At 61.9% G+C, this 23,448-nt stretch carries 19 protein-coding genes, 4 tRNA genes and 1 pseudogene; 6 read left to right on the forward strand and 18 right to left on the reverse strand.

Going from position 1 to position 23,448, the window contains the following annotated elements:
• Positions 1-137: 137 nt before the first annotated feature.
• The 9 genes from lon to PC358_RS09495 all read right to left on the reverse strand — a co-directional run bounded on the left by lon (position 138) and on the right by PC358_RS09495 (position 7,381).
• On the reverse strand, positions 138-2,534 hold the full coding sequence (gene lon, locus PC358_RS09455; protein ID WP_033699105.1) for an endopeptidase La: 2,397 nt from the start codon (positions 2,532-2,534) through the stop codon (positions 138-140).
• 169 nt (positions 2,535-2,703) lie between these two features.
• Positions 2,704-3,987, reverse strand: a complete 1,284-nt coding sequence (clpX, locus tag PC358_RS09460; protein WP_033699106.1) for an ATP-dependent Clp protease ATP-binding subunit ClpX — start codon at positions 3,985-3,987, stop codon at positions 2,704-2,706.
• A gap of 108 nt (positions 3,988-4,095) precedes the next feature.
• A complete protein-coding gene (gene clpP / locus PC358_RS09465) occupies positions 4,096-4,737 on the reverse strand; it encodes an ATP-dependent Clp endopeptidase proteolytic subunit ClpP (protein ID WP_027593952.1) in 642 nt (213 codons plus the stop codon).
• Positions 4,738-4,828: 91 nt separating this feature from the next.
• On the reverse strand, positions 4,829-6,142 hold the full coding sequence (tig, locus tag PC358_RS09470; RefSeq protein WP_033699108.1) for a trigger factor: 1,314 nt from the start codon (positions 6,140-6,142) through the stop codon (positions 4,829-4,831).
• A gap of 247 nt (positions 6,143-6,389) precedes the next feature.
• Positions 6,390-6,689 (reverse strand): DUF6388 family protein, encoded by a 300-nt coding sequence (locus tag PC358_RS09475; RefSeq protein WP_033699109.1) that lies wholly within the window; start codon positions 6,687-6,689, stop codon positions 6,390-6,392.
• A 234-nt stretch (positions 6,690-6,923) separates the two neighbouring features.
• A tRNA-His gene (locus tag PC358_RS09480) sits at positions 6,924-6,999 on the reverse strand.
• Between the two features lie 49 nt (positions 7,000-7,048).
• Positions 7,049-7,133, reverse strand: a tRNA-Leu gene (locus PC358_RS09485).
• A gap of 55 nt (positions 7,134-7,188) precedes the next feature.
• Positions 7,189-7,264: transfer RNA gene (locus PC358_RS09490), tRNA-His, on the reverse strand.
• Between the two features lie 40 nt (positions 7,265-7,304).
• A tRNA-Arg gene (locus tag PC358_RS09495) sits at positions 7,305-7,381 on the reverse strand.
• A gap of 270 nt (positions 7,382-7,651) precedes the next feature.
• Between PC358_RS09495 and folD the strand changes: the two genes are divergently transcribed.
• Positions 7,652-8,506, forward strand: a complete 855-nt coding sequence (gene folD / locus PC358_RS09500) for a bifunctional methylenetetrahydrofolate dehydrogenase/methenyltetrahydrofolate cyclohydrolase FolD (RefSeq protein WP_033699110.1) — start codon at positions 7,652-7,654, stop codon at positions 8,504-8,506.
• Positions 8,507-8,602: 96 nt separating this feature from the next.
• On the opposite strand, the gene PC358_RS09505 is transcribed toward folD, so the two are convergent.
• Genes PC358_RS09505 through PC358_RS09530 form a run of 6 tightly spaced genes read right to left on the reverse strand, consistent with a single transcriptional unit; the run spans position 8,603 to position 14,520 of the window.
• On the reverse strand, positions 8,603-10,342 hold the full coding sequence (locus tag PC358_RS09505) for an ABC transporter substrate-binding protein (RefSeq protein ID WP_033699112.1): 1,740 nt from the start codon (positions 10,340-10,342) through the stop codon (positions 8,603-8,605).
• Positions 10,343-10,379: 37 nt separating this feature from the next.
• Entirely contained in the window at positions 10,380-10,652 is a 273-nt protein-coding gene (locus PC358_RS09510; protein WP_033699113.1) for a DUF2160 domain-containing protein, read from the reverse strand.
• A 12-nt stretch (positions 10,653-10,664) separates the two neighbouring features.
• The gene (locus tag PC358_RS09515; protein ID WP_033699115.1) at positions 10,665-11,465 is read right to left on the reverse strand and encodes a carbohydrate ABC transporter permease; all 801 of its coding nucleotides are present in this window, start codon (positions 11,463-11,465) and stop codon (positions 10,665-10,667) included.
• 3 nt (positions 11,466-11,468) lie between these two features.
• A complete protein-coding gene (locus tag PC358_RS09520) occupies positions 11,469-12,332 on the reverse strand; it encodes a carbohydrate ABC transporter permease (RefSeq protein ID WP_033699117.1) in 864 nt (287 codons plus the stop codon).
• The gene (locus PC358_RS09525; protein WP_033699119.1) at positions 12,329-13,426 is read right to left on the reverse strand and encodes an ABC transporter ATP-binding protein; all 1,098 of its coding nucleotides are present in this window, start codon (positions 13,424-13,426) and stop codon (positions 12,329-12,331) included. Before PC358_RS09525 ends, PC358_RS09520 begins: the two co-directional genes overlap by 4 nt.
• On the reverse strand, positions 13,426-14,520 hold the full coding sequence (locus PC358_RS09530; RefSeq protein WP_033699120.1) for an ABC transporter ATP-binding protein: 1,095 nt from the start codon (positions 14,518-14,520) through the stop codon (positions 13,426-13,428). The genes PC358_RS09525 and PC358_RS09530 overlap by 1 nt, the downstream gene beginning before the upstream one ends.
• A 223-nt stretch (positions 14,521-14,743) precedes the next feature.
• Between PC358_RS09530 and PC358_RS09535 the strand changes: the two genes are divergently transcribed.
• Positions 14,744-16,531, forward strand: coding sequence for a sigma-54-dependent Fis family transcriptional regulator (locus tag PC358_RS09535; protein WP_033699122.1), 1,788 nt, complete (start codon positions 14,744-14,746; stop codon positions 16,529-16,531).
• Positions 16,532-16,553: 22 nt separating this feature from the next.
• On the opposite strand, the gene PC358_RS09540 is transcribed toward PC358_RS09535, so the two are convergent.
• From PC358_RS09540 to PC358_RS28395, 3 genes and pseudogenes are all read right to left on the reverse strand, one after another.
• The gene (locus tag PC358_RS09540) at positions 16,554-18,242 is read right to left on the reverse strand and encodes a putative bifunctional diguanylate cyclase/phosphodiesterase (RefSeq protein WP_033699123.1); all 1,689 of its coding nucleotides are present in this window, start codon (positions 18,240-18,242) and stop codon (positions 16,554-16,556) included.
• A 12-nt stretch (positions 18,243-18,254) separates the two neighbouring features.
• Entirely contained in the window at positions 18,255-19,253 is a 999-nt protein-coding gene (locus PC358_RS28390) for a methyl-accepting chemotaxis protein (protein WP_371856383.1), read from the reverse strand.
• Positions 19,254-19,490: 237 nt separating this feature from the next.
• Positions 19,491-19,886: pseudogene (locus tag PC358_RS28395) on the reverse strand (PAS domain-containing protein); the annotation flags it as partial.
• 200 nt (positions 19,887-20,086) lie between these two features.
• On the opposite strand from PC358_RS28395, the gene PC358_RS09550 reads away from it, so the two are divergent.
• The 4 genes from PC358_RS09550 (at position 20,087) to PC358_RS09565 (ending at position 23,408) form a co-directional block, all read left to right on the forward strand.
• Positions 20,087-20,401 (forward strand): helix-turn-helix domain-containing protein, encoded by a 315-nt coding sequence (locus PC358_RS09550; RefSeq protein WP_033699126.1) that lies wholly within the window; start codon positions 20,087-20,089, stop codon positions 20,399-20,401.
• Positions 20,402-20,650: 249 nt separating this feature from the next.
• Positions 20,651-21,961 (forward strand): C4-dicarboxylate transporter DctA, encoded by a 1,311-nt coding sequence (locus tag PC358_RS09555; RefSeq protein ID WP_033699127.1) that lies wholly within the window; start codon positions 20,651-20,653, stop codon positions 21,959-21,961.
• 45 nt (positions 21,962-22,006) lie between these two features.
• Positions 22,007-22,711, forward strand: coding sequence for a FadR/GntR family transcriptional regulator (locus PC358_RS09560; protein ID WP_033699128.1), 705 nt, complete (start codon positions 22,007-22,009; stop codon positions 22,709-22,711).
• Positions 22,712-22,727: 16 nt separating this feature from the next.
• A complete protein-coding gene (locus tag PC358_RS09565) occupies positions 22,728-23,408 on the forward strand; it encodes a GntR family transcriptional regulator (RefSeq protein WP_033699129.1) in 681 nt (226 codons plus the stop codon).
• The last annotated feature ends 40 nt before the right edge of the window (positions 23,409-23,448 follow it).

A 23,448-nucleotide genomic window follows, 5' to 3' on the forward strand; every position in this document is an offset into this window, starting at 1 on the left:
TTCTCTAATGAGTTTGTTTCTAAGTATGTAATGAAAAGCGTATGTAACGTGCGCTGGGTGGCCTGATAACAATAGCGTGCCGCTTTATAGCAAGGCCCCGAAAAAACTGTCAAGGAAAGCCCCCCAGCTAAAAACTACTAATGCGTGCTGATTCTTTCCTTAGCATCGCTGTCGCGCTTCTCATCCTTTGCGACAATCTCCGGAGCCACATCTGGCAAGGGCTCCGGGGCGTATTGCAGCGCAATTTGCAGGACTTCGTCAATCCATTTGACCGGTTTGATCTGAAGATCCTGTTTGATATTTTCCGGAATCTCCTTCAGGTCGCGAACATTCTCCTCGGGAATGATCACCGTCTTGATGCCGCCACGGTGTGCCGCCAGCAGTTTTTCCTTCAACCCGCCAATGGCCAGGACCTGACCACGCAAGGTGATCTCGCCGGTCATTGCCACGTCGGCACGTACCGGAATCTGCGTCAGCGCCGACACCAGCGCGGTGCACATGCCGATACCGGCACTTGGGCCGTCCTTGGGCGTGGCGCCCTCGGGCATGTGGATATGCACATCATGCTTCTCGTGGAAGTCAGCTGCGATGCCCAGGCTGCGGGCGCGGCTGCGCACCACGGTCTGCGCGGCAGTGATCGACTCGACCATGACATCGCCCAGGGAACCGGTCTTGATCAGCTGCCCCTTGCCGGGGATCACCACCGCCTCGATGGTCAGCAATTCGCCACCCACCTGGGTCCACGCCAGGCCGGTTACCTGACCGATCTGGTCCTGTTGCTCGGCTAGGCCGTAACGGAACTTGCGCACGCCCAGCAGGTGTTCGAGCTGCTCGCTGGACACTTTTACCTTGACCTGCTTCTGCCCGGTATGTTCCTTGACCACCTTGCGGCAGACCTTGGCAATCTGCCGCTCCAGGCCCCGCACGCCGGCTTCGCGGGTGTAGTAACGGATGATGTCGCGGATCGCCGAGACATCGATCTCGAGCTCTTCCTTCTTCAGGCCGTTGGCCTTGACCTGCTTGGGCACCAGGTACTTGACCGCGATGTTGATCTTCTCGTCTTCGGTGTAGCCCGGCAGACGGATGACTTCCATGCGGTCCAGCAACGCTGGCGGGATGTTCATCGAGTTGGAGGTGCAGAGGAACATCACGTCCGAGAGGTCGTAGTCGACTTCCAGGTAGTGGTCGTTGAAGTTGTGGTTCTGCTCGGGGTCGAGTACTTCGAGCAATGCCGAGGCCGGGTCGCCACGCATGTCGCTGCCCATCTTGTCGATCTCGTCGAGCAGGAACAGCGGGTTGCGCACGCCCACCTTGGTCATCTTCTGGATCAGACGGCCCGGCATGGAGCCGATGTAGGTGCGACGGTGGCCACGAATCTCGGCCTCGTCACGCACGCCGCCCAGGGCCATGCGCACGAACTTGCGGTTGGTGGCGGCAGCAATCGACTCGGCCAGCGAGGTCTTACCGACGCCAGGCGGGCCGACCAGGCACAGCACCGGGCCGCGGATCTTCTTCACGCGCTTTTGCACGGCAAGGTATTCAAGGATGCGTTCCTTGACCTCTTCGAGGCCATAGTGGTCGGCATCAAGGATTTCCTCGGCCTTGGCCAGGTCCAGGCGCACCTTGCTCTGGGCCTTCCACGGCACCTGGACGAGCCAGTCGAGGTAGGAGCGAACCACCGTCGCTTCAGCCGACATCGGCGACATCTGCTTGAGCTTGTTCAGCTCGGCCTGGGCCTTGGTCAGGGCATCCTTGGGCAGGCCAGCGGCTTCGATGCGCTTTTTCAGCTCTTCGACTTCGTTGTGGCCTTCGTCGCCATCACCGAGCTCTTTCTGAATGGCCTTCATCTGCTCATTCAGGTAGTACTCGCGCTGGCTGCGCTCCATTTGCTTTTTGACCCGACCACGGATGCGCTTCTCGACCTGCAACAGGTCGATCTCGGCATCCAGCAGCGCCAGCACGTGCTCGACGCGGGTCGTCAGGTCGACGATCTCGAGGATTTCCTGCTTCTGCTCGATCTTCAGCGCCATGTGCGCGGCCATGGTATCGACCAGGCGCCCAGGCTCTTCGATGCTGTTCAACGACGACAGTACTTCGGCGGGCACTTTCTTGCCCAACTGCACGTACTGCTCGAATTGCGACAGCAACGTGCGCACGAAGACTTCCGACTCGCGCTCGGCGGCATCGACTTCATCGATCAGGGAAACTTCGGCACGGATGTGCCCTTCTACTTCGGTGAAGCGCTCGACCGCACCGCGCTGCTCGCCCTCGACCAGCACCTTGACGGTGCCATCGGGCAGTTTCAGCAATTGCAACACGGTGGCAACGGTACCGACACGGTACAGGGCGTCTTCGCCTGGATCGTCATCGGCCGGGTTCTTCTGGGCCAGCAGCAGAATCTGCTTCTCGCCCGTCATCGCTGCCTCAAGGGCTTCGATGGATTTTTCGCGCCCCACGAACAGCGGGATGACCATGTGCGGGTAAACAACGACATCGCGCAATGGCAAAAGAGGCAAGTCGAGGGTGGTCTTCATGATTTCGCCTCTACAGCGGCCTTTATGGCCGGAAACCGGTGGAAATGATGCTTGGACCTAATGTGGGGGCACGCCTGGGAAATTACAAGCGCTTGCGCAGGAAAAGCAGAAAGGGGCCCGTAGGCCCCTTTCTTTCTTGCTTGCAACCACCACCTGGTTATCGCCTGGATCAGGCGTCAGGTGCGGCCTTGGCTTGCGGCTCGCTGTTCTCGTAGATCATCAGCGGCTGCGAAGTACCCTCGATGACGCTCTCATCGATCACCACCTTGCTGACATCCTTCTGCGAAGGGATCTCGTACATGGTGTCGAGCAGCACACCTTCGAGGATCGAACGCAGGCCACGGGCACCGGTTTTGCGCTCCAAGGCCTTGCGAGCAACGGCCTTGAGTGCATCGCTGCGGAACTCGAGGTCGACGCTTTCCATCTCGAACAGCTTGGCATACTGCTTGGTCAGCGCGTTCTTCGGCTCGGTGAGGATCTGCATCAAAGCAGCCTCATCCAGCTCATCGAGCGTCGCCAGTACAGGCAGACGGCCGACGAACTCGGGGATCAGGCCAAACTTGACCAGGTCGTCCGGCTCGACTTCACGCAGGGACTCGCCAACTTTCTTGCCTTCTTCCTTGCTACGTACTTCTGCGCTGAAACCAATGCCACCCTTGGTGGAGCGGTTCTGGATGACCTTTTCCAGGCCCGAGAACGCGCCACCGCAAATGAACAGGATATTGCGGGTATCAACCTGCAGGAATTCCTGTTGCGGGTGCTTGCGCCCACCTTGCGGCGGAACCGAAGCAACGGTGCCTTCGATCAGTTTCAACAGCGCCTGCTGCACGCCTTCACCCGATACGTCACGGGTGATGGACGGGTTGTCCGACTTGCGCGAAATCTTGTCGATTTCGTCGATGTAGACAATGCCCATCTGGGCCTTTTCCACGTCGTAGTCGCACTTCTGCAGCAGTTTCTGAATGATGTTCTCGACGTCCTCACCCACATAACCGGCTTCGGTCAGGGTGGTGGCGTCAGCAATGGTGAACGGTACGTTCAGCAGACGTGCAAGGGTTTCGGCGAGCAGGGTCTTGCCCGAGCCGGTAGGCCCGATGAGCAGGATGTTGCTCTTGCCGAGTTCGACTTCGTCGCCCTTCTTGTCACGCTGGTTAAGGCGCTTGTAGTGGTTGTACACCGCTACGGCCAGCACCTTCTTCGCGCGCTCCTGACCAATCACATACTGGTCCAGGATGCCGCTGATTTCTTTCGGCGAAGGCAATTTGTGCGCGCTGCTCTCGGCCTGGGCTTCCTGCACCTCCTCACGGATGATGTCATTGCACAGGTCGACGCACTCGTCGCAGATAAATACCGAGGGCCCGGCAATCAATTTGCGCACTTCGTGCTGGCTTTTGCCGCAGAAGGAGCAATAGAGCAATTTGCCGCTGTCCTCGCCGTTACGGGTGTCAGTCATTCGATCGATCCAATCCGGTAGGCTTGCAACACAAGATGAAGGCAATTGCGGGCTTTTTCAAGTCCGCAGGTAGGCGCTTTCGGCGCCCACCTGCTCTGGCCCCTGGGATCAGGAGGCCAGTTGCCGCTTGTCGTATACCGAGTCGATCAGGCCGTACTCGGCCGCGCGCGAGGCGCTCATGAAGTTGTCACGCTCGGTGTCGCGCTTGATGGTCTCCAGATCCTGGCCAGTGTGGTAGGCCAGCAACTCGTTCAGACGCGCCTTGATATTGAGGATTTCCTGGGCGTGGATCTCGATATCGGTAGCCTGGCCCTGGAAGCCGCCCAGCGGCTGGTGAATCATCACACGCGAGTTAGGCAGGCAGTGACGCTTGCCTTTGGCACCGGCAGTCAGCAGGAAGGCGCCCATGCTGCAGGCTTGGCCGATGCAGATGGTCGAGACGTCCGGCTTGATGAACTGCATGGTGTCGTAGATCGACATGCCAGCGGTGACCGAGCCACCCGGCGAGTTGATGTACAGATGGATATCCTTGTCCGGGTTTTCCGCTTCGAGGAACAACATCTGCGCCACGACGAGGTTGGCCATGTAGTCTTCTACCGGGCCCACCAGGAAAATCACTCGCTCCTTCAACAAACGCGAGTAGATGTCGTAAGCGCGTTCGCCACGGGCGGACTGCTCGATAACCATCGGGACCAGGCCGCCTGCGGCCTGGATGTCAGAGCTCTGCTGAATATAAGAATTGCGGGACATGTCCTGCGCTCACTCCCAAATAGTCATGGCTTGAATACGCACAAGCCAGCGCGAAGGCTGGCTTGTGGGGGTTTCCTACGAGAGTAGCGTATTACTCGGCTTCGGCAGGTGCCTCAGCGGGTTTTACGGCTTCTTCGTACGAGACCGATTTGTCGGTCACAGTCGCTTTCTGCAGAACAGTATCTACAACTTGCTCTTCCAGCACAACCGAACGGACTTCGTTCAGTTGCTGGTCGTTCTTGTAGTACCAGGAGATGACCTGCTCTGGCTCTTGGTAAGCCGAGGCCATTTCTTCGATCATCTCGCGAACCTTGCCTTCGTCCGGCTTCAGCTCGAACTGCTTGACCACTTCAGCGACGATCAGGCCCAGGACCACACGGCGCTTGGCTTGTTCGGTGAACAGCTCGGCCGGCAGTTGCTCAGGCTTGATGTTGCCGCCGAACTGTTGAACAGCCTGCACGCGCAGACGGTTGACTTCGTTCTCCAGCAGGGCTTTTGGCACTTCGATCGGGTTGGCGGCCAGCAGACCGTCCATGACCTGGTTCTTGACCTTGGCCTTGATCGCCTGACGCAGCTCACGCTCCATGTTCTTGCGAACTTCGGTGCGGAAGCCTTCCAGGGTCGATTCCTTGATGCCGAACTGGGCGAAGAATTCTTCGTTCAGCTCAGGCAGCGCAGGTGCCGAAACGCTGTTGACGGTGATGGTGAACTCGGCGGCCTTGCCGGCCAGGTCCAGGTTTTGATAGTCCTCTGGGAAGGTCACGTTGACAACGCGCTCTTCGCCAGCCTTGGCGCCTACCAGGCCATCTTCGAAGCCTGGGATCATGCGGCCGGAGCCCAGCACCAGCTGAGTGCCCTTGGCCGAACCGCCAGCGAACACTTCACCGTCTACCTTGCCGACGAAGTCGATGTTGACTTGGTCGTCGTTCTGCGCAGCGCGCTCAACGGTTTCGAAGCGGGTGTTCTGCTTGCGCAGCACTTCCAGCATGTTGTCCAGGTCGGCGTCAGCCACTTCGGCGCTCAGGCGCTCGACGTTGATCGACTCGAGGCCGGCAACGGTGAACTCAGGGAACACTTCGAAGATAGCGACGAATTCCAGGTCCTTGCCTTTTTCGAAGGACTTCGGCTCGACAGCCGGAGCGCCAGCCGGGTTCAGCTTCTGCTCGACCACAGCTTCGTAGAAGGAAGACTGGACCAGATCACCGAACACTTCCTGACGGGCGTCAGCTTCGAAACGCTGACGGATCACGCTCATCGGTACTTTGCCAGGACGGAAGCCTGCAACCTTGGCGCGACGGGCAGTCTGCTGCAGACGCTTGTTGACTTCGGTCTCGACGCGATCGGCCGGGACGGCGATGGTCATGCGGCGCTCGAGAGCGGAAGTGTTTTCAACAGAAACTTGCATGGATATTCCTCGTTGCACAGACGTTAGCCGGCGTTAGCCCGACTCCAGAATCAAGGGCAAGCATTCTAGTGAGTCGCGCAGCAGAAGTCACCCCACTCGGGACGACGGGAAACCACGCCGGTCGATTAACTTGCAGGGCACGTACGGCGTACCGTCGAGCCCGATTCACTTGAGGCTGCGCGCCACCTTGGGCGACCCGCAGCCGAAATACCTTGTCAAACAACTGCAGCCAGCGAATTCGCCTTCTTTATTGAGGGTCGATTTCGTTGAACTGGCAGTACTCTTCCCAGGCCATGCCCAGCGCCTCAGCGACCTCGCGGTGCGTCTCCAGGCGCATGGCCTGCAGCTGCTCCGGGCTTTCGGCGATCAATTGCAGCGCCAGCTCCCAAGGTTCTATACCTTGCTCCTCGGCCGCATCTTCGAAGGCCCATTCGATCTGCTGGGCTTGCTCATGCGCATCCAGCTCGCGGATTTCTTCGAGCAGTTGCGGGTTGGCGTCGGCGAAGCGCTGCAGCGCCATGGCCTGACGGGCTTCTTTTGCAATCATGGGGTCTTTCCTCTGCCGACCGCAGGGCCGGTGCTTCAACCGGCTGAAATCTATCAGCTTTTATTGGGGCGCCACCAGAGGATTACAAGGGGGATCAGGTGGATTGCCAAACACTTTTCCGCCGCGCACAAAAAAAGCCGCAATCAGCGGCTTTTCTCGACATCCCACCACGCCCGCGTGGTGTAGACAAAACAAAGGCGCCTGATTTTACAATCAAGGCGCCTTCGAAAAATATGGGGTGGACGATGGGAATCGAACCCACTACAACTGGAATCACAATCCAGCGCTCTACCAACTGAGCTACGCCCACCATATTGCGGTCTTGCGGTATGTTACAAATGCAGGGTGTTACAGAAGCATGGTGCGGACGAAGAGACTCGAACTCTTACAGCTTGCGCCGCTGGAACCTAAATCCAGTGTGTCTACCAATTTCACCACGTCCGCGTAACGCTTAAAACAAAGGCGCCGGATCGTACAATCAAGGCGCCCCTGTAAAATATGGGGTGGACGATGGGAATCGAACCCACGACAACTGGAATCACAATCCAGCGCTCTACCAACTGAGCTACGCCCACCATATTGCGGTACAACTACTTGCTTGCCTAAGCTGCCTGATGGCGCACCCGGCAGGACTCGAACCTGCGACCATCCGCTTAGAAGGCGGATGCTCTATCCAGCTGAGCTACGGGCGCATAAGCGATCAGCCTAACCGAACGATGACTCAACAGCGAACTGCCAAACCACTCATTCTGCCCGACTTTGCCAACCAGTGCTAGGCAGTGCCCGACAAGTGCGGCGAATGTTATAGCCGAGCCGCTAGGTCGTCAACATCTTTTTCTAAAAAATTTAAATTATTTAAGGGGTTAGGGGATTTGCCCGACCACCCGCCTTTGCCCTCGGGCCGTGTCGTGCGAGAATGTGCGCTCTTTATTGTTTCCTTCTCGATGGTTAATCACGCGTCTATGACTGCACACCTAATCGATGGCAAGGCGATCGCCGCCAGCCTGCGCCAGCAGATCGCTCAACGTGTCGTGGAGCGTCGCCAGCAAGGCCTGCGCACCCCGGGCCTGGCTGTGATCCTGGTCGGCACCGACCCCGCCTCCCAAGTCTATGTCTCGCACAAGCGCAAGGACTGTGAAGAGGTCGGCTTCATTTCCCAGGCGTTCGACCTGCCCAGCGAAACCTCGCAGCAAGCCCTGACCGAGCTGATCGACCGCCTCAATGACGACCCGGCCGTCGACGGCATCCTGCTGCAACTGCCGCTGCCCGCTCACCTGGACGCCTCGCTGCTGCTCGAGCGCATCCGCCCGGACAAAGATGTCGACGGCTTCCATCCGTACAATGTCGGCCGCCTGGCCCAGCGTATTCCGCTGCTGCGTCCCTGCACGCCGAAAGGCATCATGACCCTGCTCGAAAGCACCGGTCAGGACCTGTACGGCATGAACGCGGTCATCGTCGGCGCCTCCAATATCGTCGGCCGCCCCATGGCCATGGAGCTGTTGCTGGCCGGTTGCACCGTCACGGTCTGCCACCGCTTCACCAAAGACCTGGCCGGCCACGTCGGCCGTGCCGACCTGGTGGTCGTGGCCGCCGGCAAGCCGGGGCTGGTCAAGGGTGAGTGGGTCAAGGAAGGCGCCATCGTCATCGACGTGGGCATCAACCGCCAGGAAGATGGCAAGCTGGTTGGCGACGTGGTCTACGAGACTGCCTTGCCACGCGCCGGCTGGATCACCCCAGTGCCGGGTGGCGTCGGCCCGATGACCCGGGCTTGCTTGCTGGAAAACACGCTGTATGCAGCTGAAGAGCTGCATAAGTAAGAAAGCGTGAAAAAAACGGCACCTATTGCAGGTGCCGTTTTTTTTGCCTGCGGTTTATCGGCTGACTGTACCGACCTTTGCGCGGTCGTTAGCCGATCACTTGCGCGCCGCCTCCCACGACTTCAGCAGCTCGTTGTAGCTCACCGTCTCGCCCTTGGGCTTTTCGTTGGCCAGCTTAGGCTTCGGCGCGCCCGGCTGGTCGTACCAGTATTGGGCGTCCCGTTCCGGGTTGAGCTTCGGCGCACAGGTTGCCTGGGCATTGGAACGCTGCAGCCGCTCCATCATCCGGTCCTGATCACGGGCCAGGCCATCCAGCGCCTCCTGCGGGGTCTTCTCGCCGCTGGCCACTTCGGCGATATGGCTCCACCACAATTGCGCCAGCCGCGGGTAATCAGGCACGTTGGTGCCGGTGGGCGTCCATTGCACCCGTGCCGGGCTGCGGTAGAACTCCACCAGCCCGCCCAGCTTGGGCGCAAGGTCGGTCATCGCCTGGGAGTTGATGTCCGACTCGCGAATCGGCGTCAGACCGACGATGGTCTTTTTCAGCGACACCGTCTTGGATGTCACGAACTGCGCATACAGCCAGGCAGCCAGGCGCTGCTTCTCGGGGGTGGACTTGAAGAACGTCCAGGAGCCGGTGTCCTGATAGCCCAGCTTCATCCCCTCCTCCCAGTACGGCCCCTTGGGCGATGGCGCCATGCGCCACTTCGGCGTGCCATCGGCGTTGACCACCGGCAGCCCGGGCTTGGTCATGTCGGCGGTAAAGGCGGTGTACCAGAAGATCTGCTGGGCAATGTTGCCCTGCGCCGGCACCGGGCCTGCCTCGGAGAAGGTCATGCCCTGGGCTTCCTTGGGCGCGTAGGCGCGCATCCAGTCCACGTACTTCTGTGTTGCGTACACGGCCGCCGGGCCATTGGTGTCACCGCCGCGGGTAACGCTGGAACCCACCGGGTGGCAGTCCTCCACGCGGATGCCCCACTCGTCCACCGGCAGGCCATTGGGCAGGCCCTTGTCGCCACCGCCGGCCATCGAGAACCAGGCATCGGTAAAGCGCCACCCCAGCGACGGGTCCTTCTTGCCGTAGTCCATGTGGCCATAGACACGCTTGCCGTCGATTTCCTTGACGTCCTCGCTGAAGAATTGGGCGATGTCCTCGTAGGCCGACCAGTTCACCGGCACGCCCAGCTCATAGCCGTACTTCTCCTTGAACCTGGCTTTGAGCGCTGGCCGCTCGAACCAGTCGGCACGGAACCAGTAAAGGTTGGCGAACTGCTGGTCAGGCAACTGGTAGACCTTGCCATCCGGCGCGGTGGTAAACGAGATGCCGATGAAATCCTTGAGGTCGAGGGTCGGCGAAGTGTAGGCCTTGCCCTCGTTGGCCATCAGGTCGGTGATCGATTCGACCTTGCCATAGCGAAAATGCGTACCGATCAGGTCCGAATCGTTGACCCAGCCGTCATAGATGTTCTTGTCCGATTGCATCTGGGTCTGCAGCTTTTCGACCACGTCACCTTCCTGCAGCAGGTCGTGGGTCAGCTGGATGCCGGTGATCTCACTGAAGGCCTTGGCCAGCACCTTGGATTCGTACTCATGGGTGGTGATGGTTTCCGACACCACATTGATCTTCATCCCACGAAACGGTTCGGCGGCCTTGATGAACCACTTGAGTTCGGCCAACTGCTGCTCAGGTGTCAGGGTCGAAGGCTTGAACTCGCTGCCGATCCACCGCGATGCCGCATCCTCGTACTGGTCGGCCCACGCCGCGCCCGGCACGCTGGCCAGCACCAGCAACGCGGCCAGGGTCAAATGTCGCCTTTTGTCATTGTCATGGAACATTGTGATCTCCCGATTGAGTTATTCCCGGAGCCGTCGCTCAGCCCCAACGCAGCACCACCACGAGCCAGCCCAGCGACATCAGCGAGGCCACCCACAACGGCCAGTCGCTGACCCCGACTACCAACAAGTGCAGGTAAGCGCTGACCAGCAAGCCAACGAACAACCGGTCGCCACGGCTGGTGACGATCGGCAGAAAGCCGCGCCGCTCCACACAGGGGTGGCGCAGTTCGAGCAGGGTCATGCACACCAGCAGCACACCGACGGCAGCGAAGAACAGCGCTGTCGGCAGGGTCCAGGCCATCCATTCCATGCGTTGCCCTCCTTACACCCGGCCAAGGGCAAAGCCCTTGGCCACATGGTTGCGGACAAACCAGATCACCAGCATGCCCGGCAAGATGGTCAGCACGCCGGCAGCGGCCAGCACGCCCCAGTCGATACCGGAAGCTGAAACGGTGCGTGTCATCACCGCCGCGATCGGCTTGGCATTGACTGAGGTGAGGGTGCGCGCCAGCAGCAGTTCGACCCACGAAAACATGAAGCAGAAAAACGCCGTCACGCCGATGCCGGAGCCAATCAGCGGGATGAAGATCTTCACGAAGAAACGCGGGAAGCTGTAACCGTCGATGTAAGCCGTTTCGTCGATCTCCTTCGGCACCCCCGACATGAAGCCCTCAAGGATCCACACCGCCAGCGGCACGTTGAACAAGCAATGGGCCAGCGCCACGGCAATGTGCGTGTCGAACAGGCCGATCGAGGAATACAGCTGAAAAAACGGCAACAGGAACACCGCCGGCGGCGCCATGCGGTTGGTCAGCAACCAGAAGAACAGGTGGCGGTCGCCAAGAAAGCGATAGCGTGAGAAGGCATAGGCCGCCGGCAACGCCACCGCCAGCGAAATAAGCGTGTTCAGGCAAACGTAGTACAGCGAGTTGATATAGCCGCTGTACCAGCTGGCATCGGTGAAAATCACCCGGTAATTGTCGAGCGTGAATGCCTGTGGCCACAGGGTCAGGCCGCCGAGGATCTCGGTGTTGCTCTTGAACGACATGTTCAGCAGCCAGTAGATCGGCACCAGCAGGAAGAAGAAGTACAGCAGCAGGGGCAATGCCTTGCGCGCGCTCATGGCCTAGTCCTTGTCGGCGTGCGTCATGGCGGTGTAGAACAGCCACGACACCAGCAGGATGATCAGGAAGTACACCAGCGAAAATGCCGCAGCCGGCCCCAGGTCGAACTGCCCTACCGCCATGCGCGTGAGGGTCTGGCTAAGGAACGTGGTGGCATTGCCGGGCCCGCCACCGGTCAGCACAAACGGCTCGGTGTAGATCATGAAGCTGTCCATGAAACGCAGCATCACCGCGATCAGCAGCACGTTCTTGAGCTTCGGCAGCTGGATGTGGCGGAACACCGCCCAGGCCGACGCCCGGTCGATGCGGGCGGCCTGGTAATAGACATCGGGTATGGCCCGCAAGCCCGAATAGCACAGCAGCGCCACCAGCGACGTCCAGTGCCAGACATCCATCACCAACACCGTGAGCCAGGCGTCGAACGGGTCACTGGCATAGTTGTAGTTGACCCCGAGCTTGGCCAACGCGGCGCCCATCAGGCCAATGTCGGCACGGCCGAAGATCTGCCAGATGGTGCCGACCACGTTCCACGGGATCAGCAGCGGAATGGCCATCACGATCAAGCAGATCGACGCCATGCGGCCCTTGGTCGGCATCGTCAGGGCGATGGCGATCCCCAGCGGAATCTCGATCAGCAGCACGCAGCCTGAATAGATGAACTGGCGCAGCAGGGCATCGTGCAGGGCAGGGTCACGCAGTACCTGGCGGTACCAGTCGGCACCCACAAAATAGCGATTGGACTGATCGAAGATGTCCTGCACCGAATAGTTGACCACGGTCATCATCGGCACCACCGCGCTGAACGCCACCAGCGTGAACACCGGCAGCACCAGCCACCAGGCCTTGTTGTTGCGCACCTTGTTCATGGCCCGGCCTCCAGCAGTACATCATCGACGTAGAGCATCAGCCATTGGCTGGGCAGGCTCACCCAGGCCTGGCCCACCGGCAGCGGGCGGTCCTCGCCCAGGCGCGCCTTGAGCGTGGCACCGCCGAGCGTGAAGGTGACGATGCGGTAGGTGCCCAGGTCTTCGACATCCAGCACCTGCACCGCAAAGGCGTGGTCGAGCGGGCTGTCCCAGAGCTGCACGAACTCCGGCCGTATCCCCACTTGCAGGCGCCCACCTGCCGTTGCCGCCAAACGTTCGCGCAGGCCATCGGGCAATGCCAGGTGCAGGCCGCCAAAGCTCACCCCATCGGCTTCGGCGCGCACGTCGATGAAGTTCATGCCCGGGCTGCCAATGAAATAGCCGACAAAGGTATGACGTGGCCGCTCGAACAACTCGCGCGGGGTTGCGAACTGGACGATGCGCCCAGCGTGCATCACCGCGATCTTGTCGGCGAAGGTCGAGGCCTCCAGTTGATCGTGGGTGACGTAGATCATGGTGATGTTGAACTGCTCATGGATCTGCTTGAGCTTGCGCCGCAGCTTCCACTTCAGGTGCGGGTCGATCACCGTCAAAGGCTCGTCGAAGAGGATCGCCGAGACGTCTTCGCGTACCAGGCCACGGCCCATCGAGACTTTCTGCTTCTCATCGGCGCTGAGGTTGCGCGCCTTCTTTTTCAGCACGGCGGACAGGTCGAGCACCTCGGCGATCTCCTCCACCCGTGCTCGCACCCTGCCCTCGTCCACCCCCTGGTTGCGTAACGGAAACGCCAGGTTGTCGAACACCGTCATGGTGTCGTACACCACCGGAAACTGGAACACCTGGGCAATGTTGCGCGCCTGCGGCGACAGCGCGTTGACCGGCTTGCCGTCGAACAGCACTTCGCCGTGAGAAGGCGTAAGCAGCCCCGAGATGATGTTGAGCAAGGTCGACTTGCCGCAACCCGAAGGCCCGAGCAAGGCATAGGCACCCCCTTGCTCCCACACGTGCTCCAGCGCGTGCAAGGCGTAGTCTGCCTCCGAGGCCGGCTGGCGGCTGTAGCTGTGCGCCAGCTGGCGCAGGCGGATCTCGGCCATCAACGACGCCTTGCCTGGCGCAGGCCCGGGGCCTGTACCAAGGCCCCGGCATTGTCGAAGACAAACAGCTTGTGCGTGGGGATGAACACCCGGATCGGCGTGTCCACCTGGTACTCGTGCACGCCCGGCAAGTGCAGGGTCATCCGCCAGTGCTCATTGCGCACATGGAGGAAGGTTTCCGAGCCACTGATCTCGGCCAGCTCCACCAGTACCGCCAGCTCCAGGTCATCGTCATGGGTCGGCACCAGGGTGATGTGGCTGGGGCGCACACCAAAGCGGTAGTCACCTTCGCCTAGGCGTTGCAGGTCGGCGTTGCGGGCAAAGTGCACCGCCTGCGCCATGCTCACCTCATTGCCCGCGATGCGCCCGGGTATCAGGTTGATGGGGGGTTCGGAAAACAGCTCGGCGGCCAGCACGCTGTTGGGCTGCTGATAGACCGCCGCGGTTGGGCCGCTCTGCACGATGCGCCCCTGGTGCAAGAGCGTGGTGGTACCGCCCAGCGCCAGCGCTTCATTGGGCTCGGTGGTGGCATAGACGGCAATGCAGTTGCGCTGGGCGAACAACGCCCGCAGCTCTTGGCGCAGGCCTTCGCGCAGCTTGTAATCGAGGTTGACCAACGGCTCGTCGAACAGGATCAACGAAGCATCCTTGACCAGCGCCCGGGCCATCGCCGTGCGTTGCTGCTGGCCACCGGACAACTCCAGCGGCAAGCGCTGCAGGTAAGCCTCGATGCGCAGCATTTCGGCGGTTTCCTGTACCCGTCGGCGCACCTCTGCCTCGGCCAGGCGTGCCTGGCGCAGGGGTGAAGCGATGTTCTCGTACACGCTCAGGGTCGGGTAATTGATGAACTGCTGATACACCATCGACACGTTGCGCTGGCGCACCGGCACCCCGGTGACATCGCTGCCGGCCATCAGCACGCGGCCCCGGTCCGGTCGGTCAAGCCCCGCCATCAGGCGCATCAGGCTGGTCTTGCCGGCCAAGGTGCGGCCCAGCAGCACGTTGAACGACCCCGGCTCGAAACGCAGGGACGCATCGACGATGCAAGCCTGGTTGTCGACACTGCGGCTGACCTGCTCCAGCACCAGGGACATGGCGTGGCCTTTTCTTGATTGTTGTGCGCAGGGCACAGCCAGTTTCGTGCCAGCACTGCCTGATCGCTCTGGCCCGCGCCTTCACCTGCCAGGGCCTGCCATTGCCCGTTCACACCTGAACACCTGCCCTGAACACCTGAACAGGCGTGGGTTTGACAATGAACAACCGTGGACGACACTGAACAGCGGTCGACTGATAACAACAAACACACAGGACAGGCCCATGGCCGCATCCGCTTCGCCCCATGCCCAACTGATCCAGGCGTCCTGGGCGCGATGCCGCGAGCATGGCCTGCAACCTCAGCGTGCACCCGACTTCGATTGCCTGACCGTAACCGAACTGAACAGCCTGCTGGAGCGGCGCCATGCGCTGTTGCGGCTGACCCGTGATGAAGTGCTGCCACACTATGCACACCTGCTGGGCAACGCCAGCTACCTGGTGATGCTGGCCGACGCCAGTGGTTGCCTGCTTGACACCTGGGGTTCGCAACGCTTCGTCGACCCGCGTCAACGCCATGGTTTCAGCGCAGGCGCCCATTGGCTCGAACGCGGCGTGGGCACCAATGCCCTGGGTACTGCGCTGGTCTGCGCCGAAGCGATCCACGTTGGCCAGGATGAACACTTTCTGCAGCAGAACCGCTACCTGTGCAGCGCCGCTGCGCCGGTGTTCGATGCCGAGCGGCAACTGGTCGGCGCGCTCGATGTGGCCAGCGACGGCTACCTGCCCGCCAGCCAGACGCTCGGCCTGGTGCGCATGATGGGCCAGAGTCTGGAGAACCGGTTGATCCTGGCGCAGCATGGCGACCATCACGCCCAGCTGCTGTTCAACAGCGCCTGCGACAACCTCGACAGCCCTTGGGCGGGCTTGCTGGTATGCGATGAGCGCGGCCAGGTGCTCGCGGCCAATCACCGGGCCGACAGCCTGCTCGGCGGCAACCCGCTGCGGCAGAACCTCGAACAATTGTTCCAAACCCCCTTGCAGCAGTTGCTGGCCCAGCCCCAGCAACAGCCGTTTGCCCTGCAGGCGGCCGGCCGCCACCGTTTCCACTGCCAATGGCAACCGCCCCGCCACGGCCCCACACCCACGTCACCCGGTCACGGTGACCCGCGCCTGGGCAAAGCCTTGGACCAAGCCAGCCTGCTACTGGAAAAGGACATCCCGGTATTGATCCAGGGTGAAACCGGGGTGGGCAAGGAAGTCTTCGTCGAGGCCCTGCACCGCGCCAGCAGCCGCGCCGGCCAGCCGCTGATCGCCGTCAACTGCGCGGCAATCCCCGCCGAGCTGGTCGAGTCGGAGCTTTTCGGCTATGACAAAGGCGCCTTCACCGGCGCTCATCACAAGGGCAACCCCGGGCTGATCCGCAAGGCCGATCACGGCATTCTGTTTCTCGACGAAATCGGCGACATGCCACTGCCGACCCAGGCCCGACTGCTGCGCGTACTGCAATCACGCAGCATTCAGCCCCTGGGCAGCGGCGAGCCAGTGACCGTAGACATCCGCGTGGTATCGGCGAGCAATCGCGACCTGGCCGACGCCGTGCGTACCGGTCGATTTCGCGAAGACCTTTACTACCGGGTAGCCGGGCTGACCCTCAGCTTGCCGGCCTTGCGCGAACGCAGTGATCGACGCGCGCTGATCGAGCAGGTGCACGCCCGGCATCTCGCCCCCGGGCAACCACGGCAATTACCCCCCAACACCCTTGAACTGTTGTTGCACCATCCCTGGCCGGGCAACCTGCGCCAACTCAACAGCGTACTGCAGGTAGCCCTGGCCCTGGCCGGCACGCAGCCAATCGGCATCGAGCACTTTTCAGCGTGCTTCCTTGCCCAGGCCAGAGCACTCACGCCAAGCCCGCAGGTCGCAGCGACGCAAACGCCCGCCACTGACCTGGCCCACCTGCTGAACACCTGCGACGGCAACATTTCTGCGCTGGCGCGCTTGCTGGGCATCAGCCGCACCACCCTGTACAAACGCCTGCGCGAACAGGGGCTGGAACCCTCCCACCTGTAAGCCTGTATCGGCCTCTCAACCATCAACCGCCGCGCCAGGCCTCGGGCTGCCGATAGCCTTGCGCCCACGCCACCACCTCGCTCGCCGGCATCGGCCGGGCAATGCAATAGCCCTGCGCCAGCTCACAGCCCAGCGCCATCAACACCCGCCCGTGCTCGACACTCTCCAGGCCTTCGGCAATCACCTCGCGGCCAAACGCCCGCGCCAGCCCGATCACCGCCCCGGTCAGGGCCAGGTCGTCCTGGTCATGAAGGATGTCGCGCACGAATGACTTGTCGATCTTGATGGTTTGGGTGGGCAAGCGCTTGAGGTAGCTGAGCGACGAATAACCGGTGCCGAAATCGTCCAGCGAAAAGCGCACGCCCAGGGCCCGGCAAGCATCCAGGCAGCGGCTGACATGCTGCAGGTTGTCGATGGCCACCGACTCGACGATTTCCAGGTCCAGCCGCGTCGGGTCAACCCCCGCATGCGCTGCCAGCAACTGCTCCAGGCGCTCGACGAAATCATTGCGCTGCAGATGCCGCGCCGCGATGTTGACACTCAGCGACCAAGGCTGCCCCAGTCGTTGCCAGGCCTGCAGCTGGCTCAACGCCTGGTCGATCACCCATTCGCCAATCTCGATGATCAAGTCGGTCTGCTCCACCCAGGGCAGGAACTCACCGGGAGGCACCAGGCCACGACCCGGCCTTTGCCAACGCAACAAACCCTCGAACCCCAGCACCTGGCCGCTGCGCAAATTGACCTTGGGCTGGTAGTGGAGGCACAGCTCACTATTGCGCAGTGCCCGACGTACCCGCGCCACAGTCTGGTGGGTGGCCTTGAGCTCCTGCTCCTGGGACACATCGAACAGGTGATAGCGGTTGCGCCCCCGCTGCTTGGCCACGTACATGGCCTGGTCAGCGTGGCGCACCAGTGTATCGGCATCCTCATCGTCGAGCGGGTAGAGCGTGACGCCGATACTGGCGCTTAGCGAAAGGGTGTGTTCACGTACCACATACGGGGTCGACAGCGCGCGCAACACACGGCGCAGAGCCGCATCCAGCTGACGGTCGTCACCGACATTGCGCAGGATCAACACGAACTCGTCACCCGATAACCGGGCGACGGCATCCCCACCGCGCAAGATACCTTTCAGGCGCTGCGCCACTTCGACCAGCAACAGGTCACCCGTGGCATGCCCGTAACCATCGTTGACCGCCTTGAAGCCATCCAGGTCGAGCATGCACACGGCCAGCGGTATGTCCTCGCGACGCGAAAAAGCCAACGCCTGGTTGAGCAAGTCGGACAGGAAGGCGCGGTTGGGCAGGCCCGTCAGCACATCGTGGCCCACCCGCCACTGCAGGGTATGCAGCAGCTGGCGCTTCTCGGTGACATCGAAACGTATCGACACATACTTGCGTACCTTTCCAGTCGCGGGGTCGACCAGCGGCACCATGGTACTGTCCACCCAGTACAGCGAACCGTCCTTGGCACGGTTGCAGATCTCGCCCTTCCACACCTTGCCGGCGGCCAGTGCCCGCCACATGCCCTCGAAGAACTCCGGCTCATGCAGGCCGGAGTTCAGAATGCGATGGTTGGCGCCCAGCAGTTCGTCCCGGCTGTAACCCGAGATGCTGCAAAACTGCTGGTTGACATAGGTAATGCAGCCACGCAGGTCGGTTTCGGAAAAGATCGCGGCCGCGTCCACGGCCGCACGGTAGTTATCGTCCATAAGCATCCTGCCCTAGCGGTTGAAGCGCTCCACGAGGGCGCGTAATCCTGCGCACACCTCTTCCAGCTCGGCACCGCGCGAGGCGGCGGCGTTGGCACTGTGGGCGCTGTGTTGGGCAATACCCGCCACACCGTTGATCTGCCGCGACACCTCTTCTGCCACGGCAGACTGCTGCTGCGAGGCCGTGGCCATCTGCTGGCTCATGTCACTGATACGCTGCACCGCTGCACGAATACCGTGCAGTGCCTGCTGTGCTTCCTGCACCTGGGCTACGCCCTGTTCGGCACCCTGAATACCTTGGCTGGCAATGGCCACGGCGTCCTCGGCGCCGCTGCGCAGGCCGTCGATGATGGCCTGGATATGCAACGTCGACTGCCGGGTCTTGTCGGCCAACGCCCTTACTTCATCGGCTACCACGGCAAAGCCGCGGCCCTGCTCGCCGGCACGGGCGGCCTCGATGGCGGCATTGAGGGCCAGCAGGTTGGTCTGTTCGGCAATGCCACGGATCATCCCGGCAGCCTCGGCGATGGCACCGGTCTGGCCGGCCAGGTGGGTGACCGCCTGATTGATCTGGTCCACCGTGCCGGCCAAGGCGCGAATGGCCGTGCCGCTGGCGTCGGCCACGCGGCTGCCCTGCTCGGCCAGCAGGTGCGCGGTTTGCGCCTCGGCTGCGGTGAGCTGCACATGGTTGACCACCTCACCGATCGATGCAGTCATCTGGGTCATGGCGGTTGCGCTCAGGTCGGTTTCGGCGCGCTGTTCCAGCAGCGCCGTTTCAGTGCCGCGCGACAACCGCCCGGCATCGTGGGCGGCCACCGCCATCTGCGTGGCGAGATCGCTGAGGCGGGTCAACGCGGTCTTCAGGCGGGCTTCTTCACCGATCAGGATCAGTTGCAGTTGCCCAGCCGCACCGGGCAAGTCGCTGTAGGTCAAGGCGGCGGTCGGGTCGGCGAAGGTCCCTTCAGCGCCCCGGATCACCCGCCGCAGTTGGCGGCCCAGGTCGTTGCGCATCCACAGGCCGTAGGCGGCGAACAAGGCCAGGGTCACGCCCTGCCCTGGCCAGCCCGGCAAGAGCTGGTTGGCGCCCACCGCCAATACCCCGCCCAGCAGTGGCAACGCCAAGGCCTGGGCCAGCAGGGCCAGGCGGCGGGCGTTCGACAGCGGCGCCTGGCCTTGGCGCAAGCGCGTATACAATGCCTCGGCACGGCGCACCTGCTCGCGGGTCGGGCAGACCCGCACCGACTCGTAGCCAATGACCCGGCCCCCTTCAAGGATCGGCGTGACATAGGCATTGACCCAGTAGTAGTCACCGTTGCGGCAGCGGTTCTTGACGATACCCATCCAGCTTTTGCCGGCTTTCAGGTGACGCCACATCAAGGCATACACCGCTGCGGGCATGTCCGGGTGGCGCACCAGGTTGTGCGGGCTGCCGATCAGTTCGGCCTCGCTGTAGCCGCTGATGGCGGCAAACTCTGGGTTGCAGTAGGTAATCAGGCTGGTGGTGTCGGTGGCGGAAATAAGCCGCTGACCCGAGGGGAAACGTTGCTCGACCGGGGTTACCGGGAGATTGAGGCGCACGATGAGACTCCATTCACTGACGAACCGGCACTCTGCCCATCGACGGCCATCGGAACCGATCCGCATCGATCCGCTCAAATGTGCACATGTGCTTCCAGCCACACCGGCATGAGGCCGAATGACACTGGAGACTCGATGATGACTGTCCGGTCAAGTGGCGAATTCTACGAAATCCATCACATAAATCCAACAAAGGTGATCAATCATGGCGTTGCGCCATGCGGATAGATATCGTTAAGTTCTTGATTCTAAATGGGAATTAAGTGATGACGAGATCAGCTCTGGGGTTTGCCCTGCGTCGCTACCGCAAGCTGGCGGGTCTGACCCAGGCACAATTCGCCGAGCGAACCGGCTTCGACCCCAAGACTATCAGCCGTTTCGAGACCGGCACCTATACCCCCAGCGTTGATGCGCTCATGGCGTTCGCCGGCGTGCTGGGCGTCAAACCCAAGGACTTCTTCGCCGAACCGGACGACGAAGAGGAGCAGCGCGCCTACCTGTTCGGTGTCATCCACAACGCCCCACCCAAAGACCTTGGCAAGCTGATTGCAGCAGTGGACGAGGTATTGGCCAAGCCCTGATCTGATTCTTCCCTTTCTTGGGGCGAACTGTGCAGCCCCGACCAAATGGCAACGCACCGAATTAGAGCCTAGCAGGGCCGATTGCACCACAACTGGTCAGACCGGTAAGGCCAAAAACCCTTGCAATGTAGGATTTTTCGCGCTTTTATGGCCTCGCGCTGAACAAACCGGTAAGACCACAATAATTAAGTCCTGCGCTCTTTGACCCTCGCGGCATCGAAGCAAGGACACCGATCAGAGATCACTCCCATGCTCAAATGGTGCTCGCGTTCGATCTTCCTGCAAGTTGTGCTGGGCCTTGCCCTCGGCATTGCCTGCGGCCTCAGCTTCCCCGACCTCTCCCTGCAACTCAAACCCCTCGGCGACGGCTTCATCAAGCTGATCAAGATGCTCATCGGCCTGATCGTGTTCTGTGTCGTGGTCAGTGGTATTTCCGGTGCGGGCGACCTCAAGAAGGTCGGGCGAATCGGCCTGAAGTCGGTCATCTACTTCGAAGTGCTGACCACCATCGCCTTGGTGATCGGCCTGGTATTTGCCTTCAGCAGCGGCATCGGCAGCGGCGCCAACATCCACTTGGACCAGTTGTCCAGCGCCGATGCCAACGGCCTGGCCGAGCGCGGCCAGCACATCCACGGTGCCACCGCGTTCTTCATGGACCTGATCCCGACCTCGGTAGTCGGTGCCTTCGCTGACAACAACATCCTGCAGGTGCTGCTGTTCTCGGTGCTGTTCGGCAGCGCGCTGAACCTGGTGGGCGACTCGGCGGCGGGCATTTCGCGGCTGATCAACGAACTCAGCCACGTGATCTTCCGCATCATGGGCATGATCGTGCGCCTGGCGCCGATCGGTGTGTTCGGCGCCATCGCCTTCACCACCAGCAAATATGGCCTGGAATCGCTGCAACACCTGGGTGGCTTGGTCGCGTTGTTCTACCTGACCTGCGCCGGTTTCGTGCTGGTCGTGCTGGGCACTGTCATGCGCGTGTCGGGCCTGAAACTGCTGCCCCTGATCAAATACCTGCGCGAAGAACTGACCATCGTTCTTGGTACCGCCTCGTCCGACGCCGTGCTGCCACAGATCATGCGCAAGCTCGAGCACCTGGGCATTGGCAGCTCCACCGTCGGCCTGGTCATCCCGACCGGGTACTCGTTCAACCTCGACGGCTTCTCCATCTACCTGACCCTGGCCATCGTGTTCATCGCCAATGCCACCGGCACGCCACTGGAGATGACCGACCTGCTGACCATCCTGCTGGTATCGCTGGTGACTTCCAAGGGTGCTCATGGCATCCCAGGCTCGGCGTTGGTGATCCTCGCCGCCACCCTGACCGCTGTGCCGGCCATCCCGGTAGTAGGCCTGGTGCTGGTGCTGGCCGTGGACTGGTTCATGGGGATCGGGCGGGCACTGACCAACCTGATCGGCAACTGCGTGGCCACCGTGGCCATCGCGCGCTGGGAAAAGGACATCGACCTGGAACGCGCGCAGAACGTGCTCGCTGGCAAACCTGGTTTTGCCCACACACCCCGCAAGCAGCCCAACGCCCATCAACAGGAATTCTGATCGAACAAGGCCGGCGTTGGACGCCGGCCCTTCCAGGAGCGAACCGTGATCAGCTCATCAACCGTCGTCACCTCTGTGGTGGAAAAACTGCGCCAGGCCCTGGCCCGCGGCCAATGGCGTTCTGGCGACATGCTGCCGGGCCAGCGCGAACTGGCCGAACAACTGGGCATCAGCCGCCCCAGCCTGCGCGAGGCCGTCACCGTGCTGGAAACCTTGGGCCTGGTGCGCGCCCTACCGGGTAAAGGCGTACTGGTATTGGATGCCGACGCCGCCCTGCCGGAGCCGGGCATCGACACCAGCGCGTCGGCCAGCCTGGCCGATGTGCTGGAGCTGCGCTACACCCTCGAACCCTTCATCGTCGGCCTGGTGGCGCAGTCGGCCAACAGCCACGACATCGGCCAACTGCGCCTGACGCTGATGGACATGCGCGAAGCACTGGACGCCGATGACAGCGAAGCCGGAGTCAAAGCCTACATCGCGCTGCATGAGGCGCTGTTCGCCCTGACCACCAACCCGATCTTCCAGAGCGTGGTGCAACAGACCAGCAATGCCCTCAAGCAAAGCGCCGACATGCTGCGCAATTCGCCCGAGCACCTGGCCGCGCGGCTGAAGGAAAGCAATGCCGTGGTGCGCGCCATCCGCGAACGCAACAGCGCCGAGGCCAGTGCCCAGATGCGTCAGCACATCCTTGCCGAAGGCCAGCGCATGGGCATCCAGCTGAACATCCCGGACGAACACCCACGCCCTTGACCCCAGGAGAGCGACCATGACCGCCAGCGCCCACGCCGCCCCCCACCTGCCTGCCCTGCTCGTCGCTGGCGAAACTCGCCTGTCGGCCGACCAGATCTACCCACGGCTGTTCGACGCGATCCTCGAACAGCGCCTGCCACCCGGCGCCCTGCTGCCCGAGCAAGCCCTGGGGCATGCCTTTGGGGTAAGCCGCACGGTGATCCGTCGGGTGCTCGGCCGCCTGTCGGACCAGCAGGTGGTGGTCCAGCGCCCCAGCCACACTGCGCACCTGGCCGCCCCCGACCCAGACCAGGCGCGCCAGGTGCTCAGTGCCAGGCGCCTGGCCGAAACCACCTTGATTACCCTGGCTGCGCAGCGCGCGCGGCCGGCACAGATCCGCCAGCTGCGCCTGTTGGTCGAGCGCGAGCGCCAGCACCATGAAAGTGGTGAGCGCTGCGCGGCCATCCGCCTGGGCGGCGAGTTTCACCTGAAGCTCGCGCAGGTCGCCGCCAACGCGCCACTGGCGCGGTTCCTCAACGGCCTGGTGCCGATGACCTCGCTGATCATTGCCCGCTACGAATCACCTTGCTGCGACCACTGCGCCTGGGAAGAGCATGCGGCGATCATCGATGCGGTGGAAGCCGGGGATGCGGCGGCAGCGCTGGCATTGATGCATGAGCACCTGGACCGGCTGCAAGACAAACTCGACCTGGGCTGAGGTTTTTTTCAAGGCCGCCCTATACTCGAGAAACCACCCC

Source organism: Pseudomonas capeferrum (assembly GCF_000731675.1).
Classification (GTDB): Bacteria; Pseudomonadota; Gammaproteobacteria; order Pseudomonadales; family Pseudomonadaceae; genus Aquipseudomonas; species Aquipseudomonas capeferrum.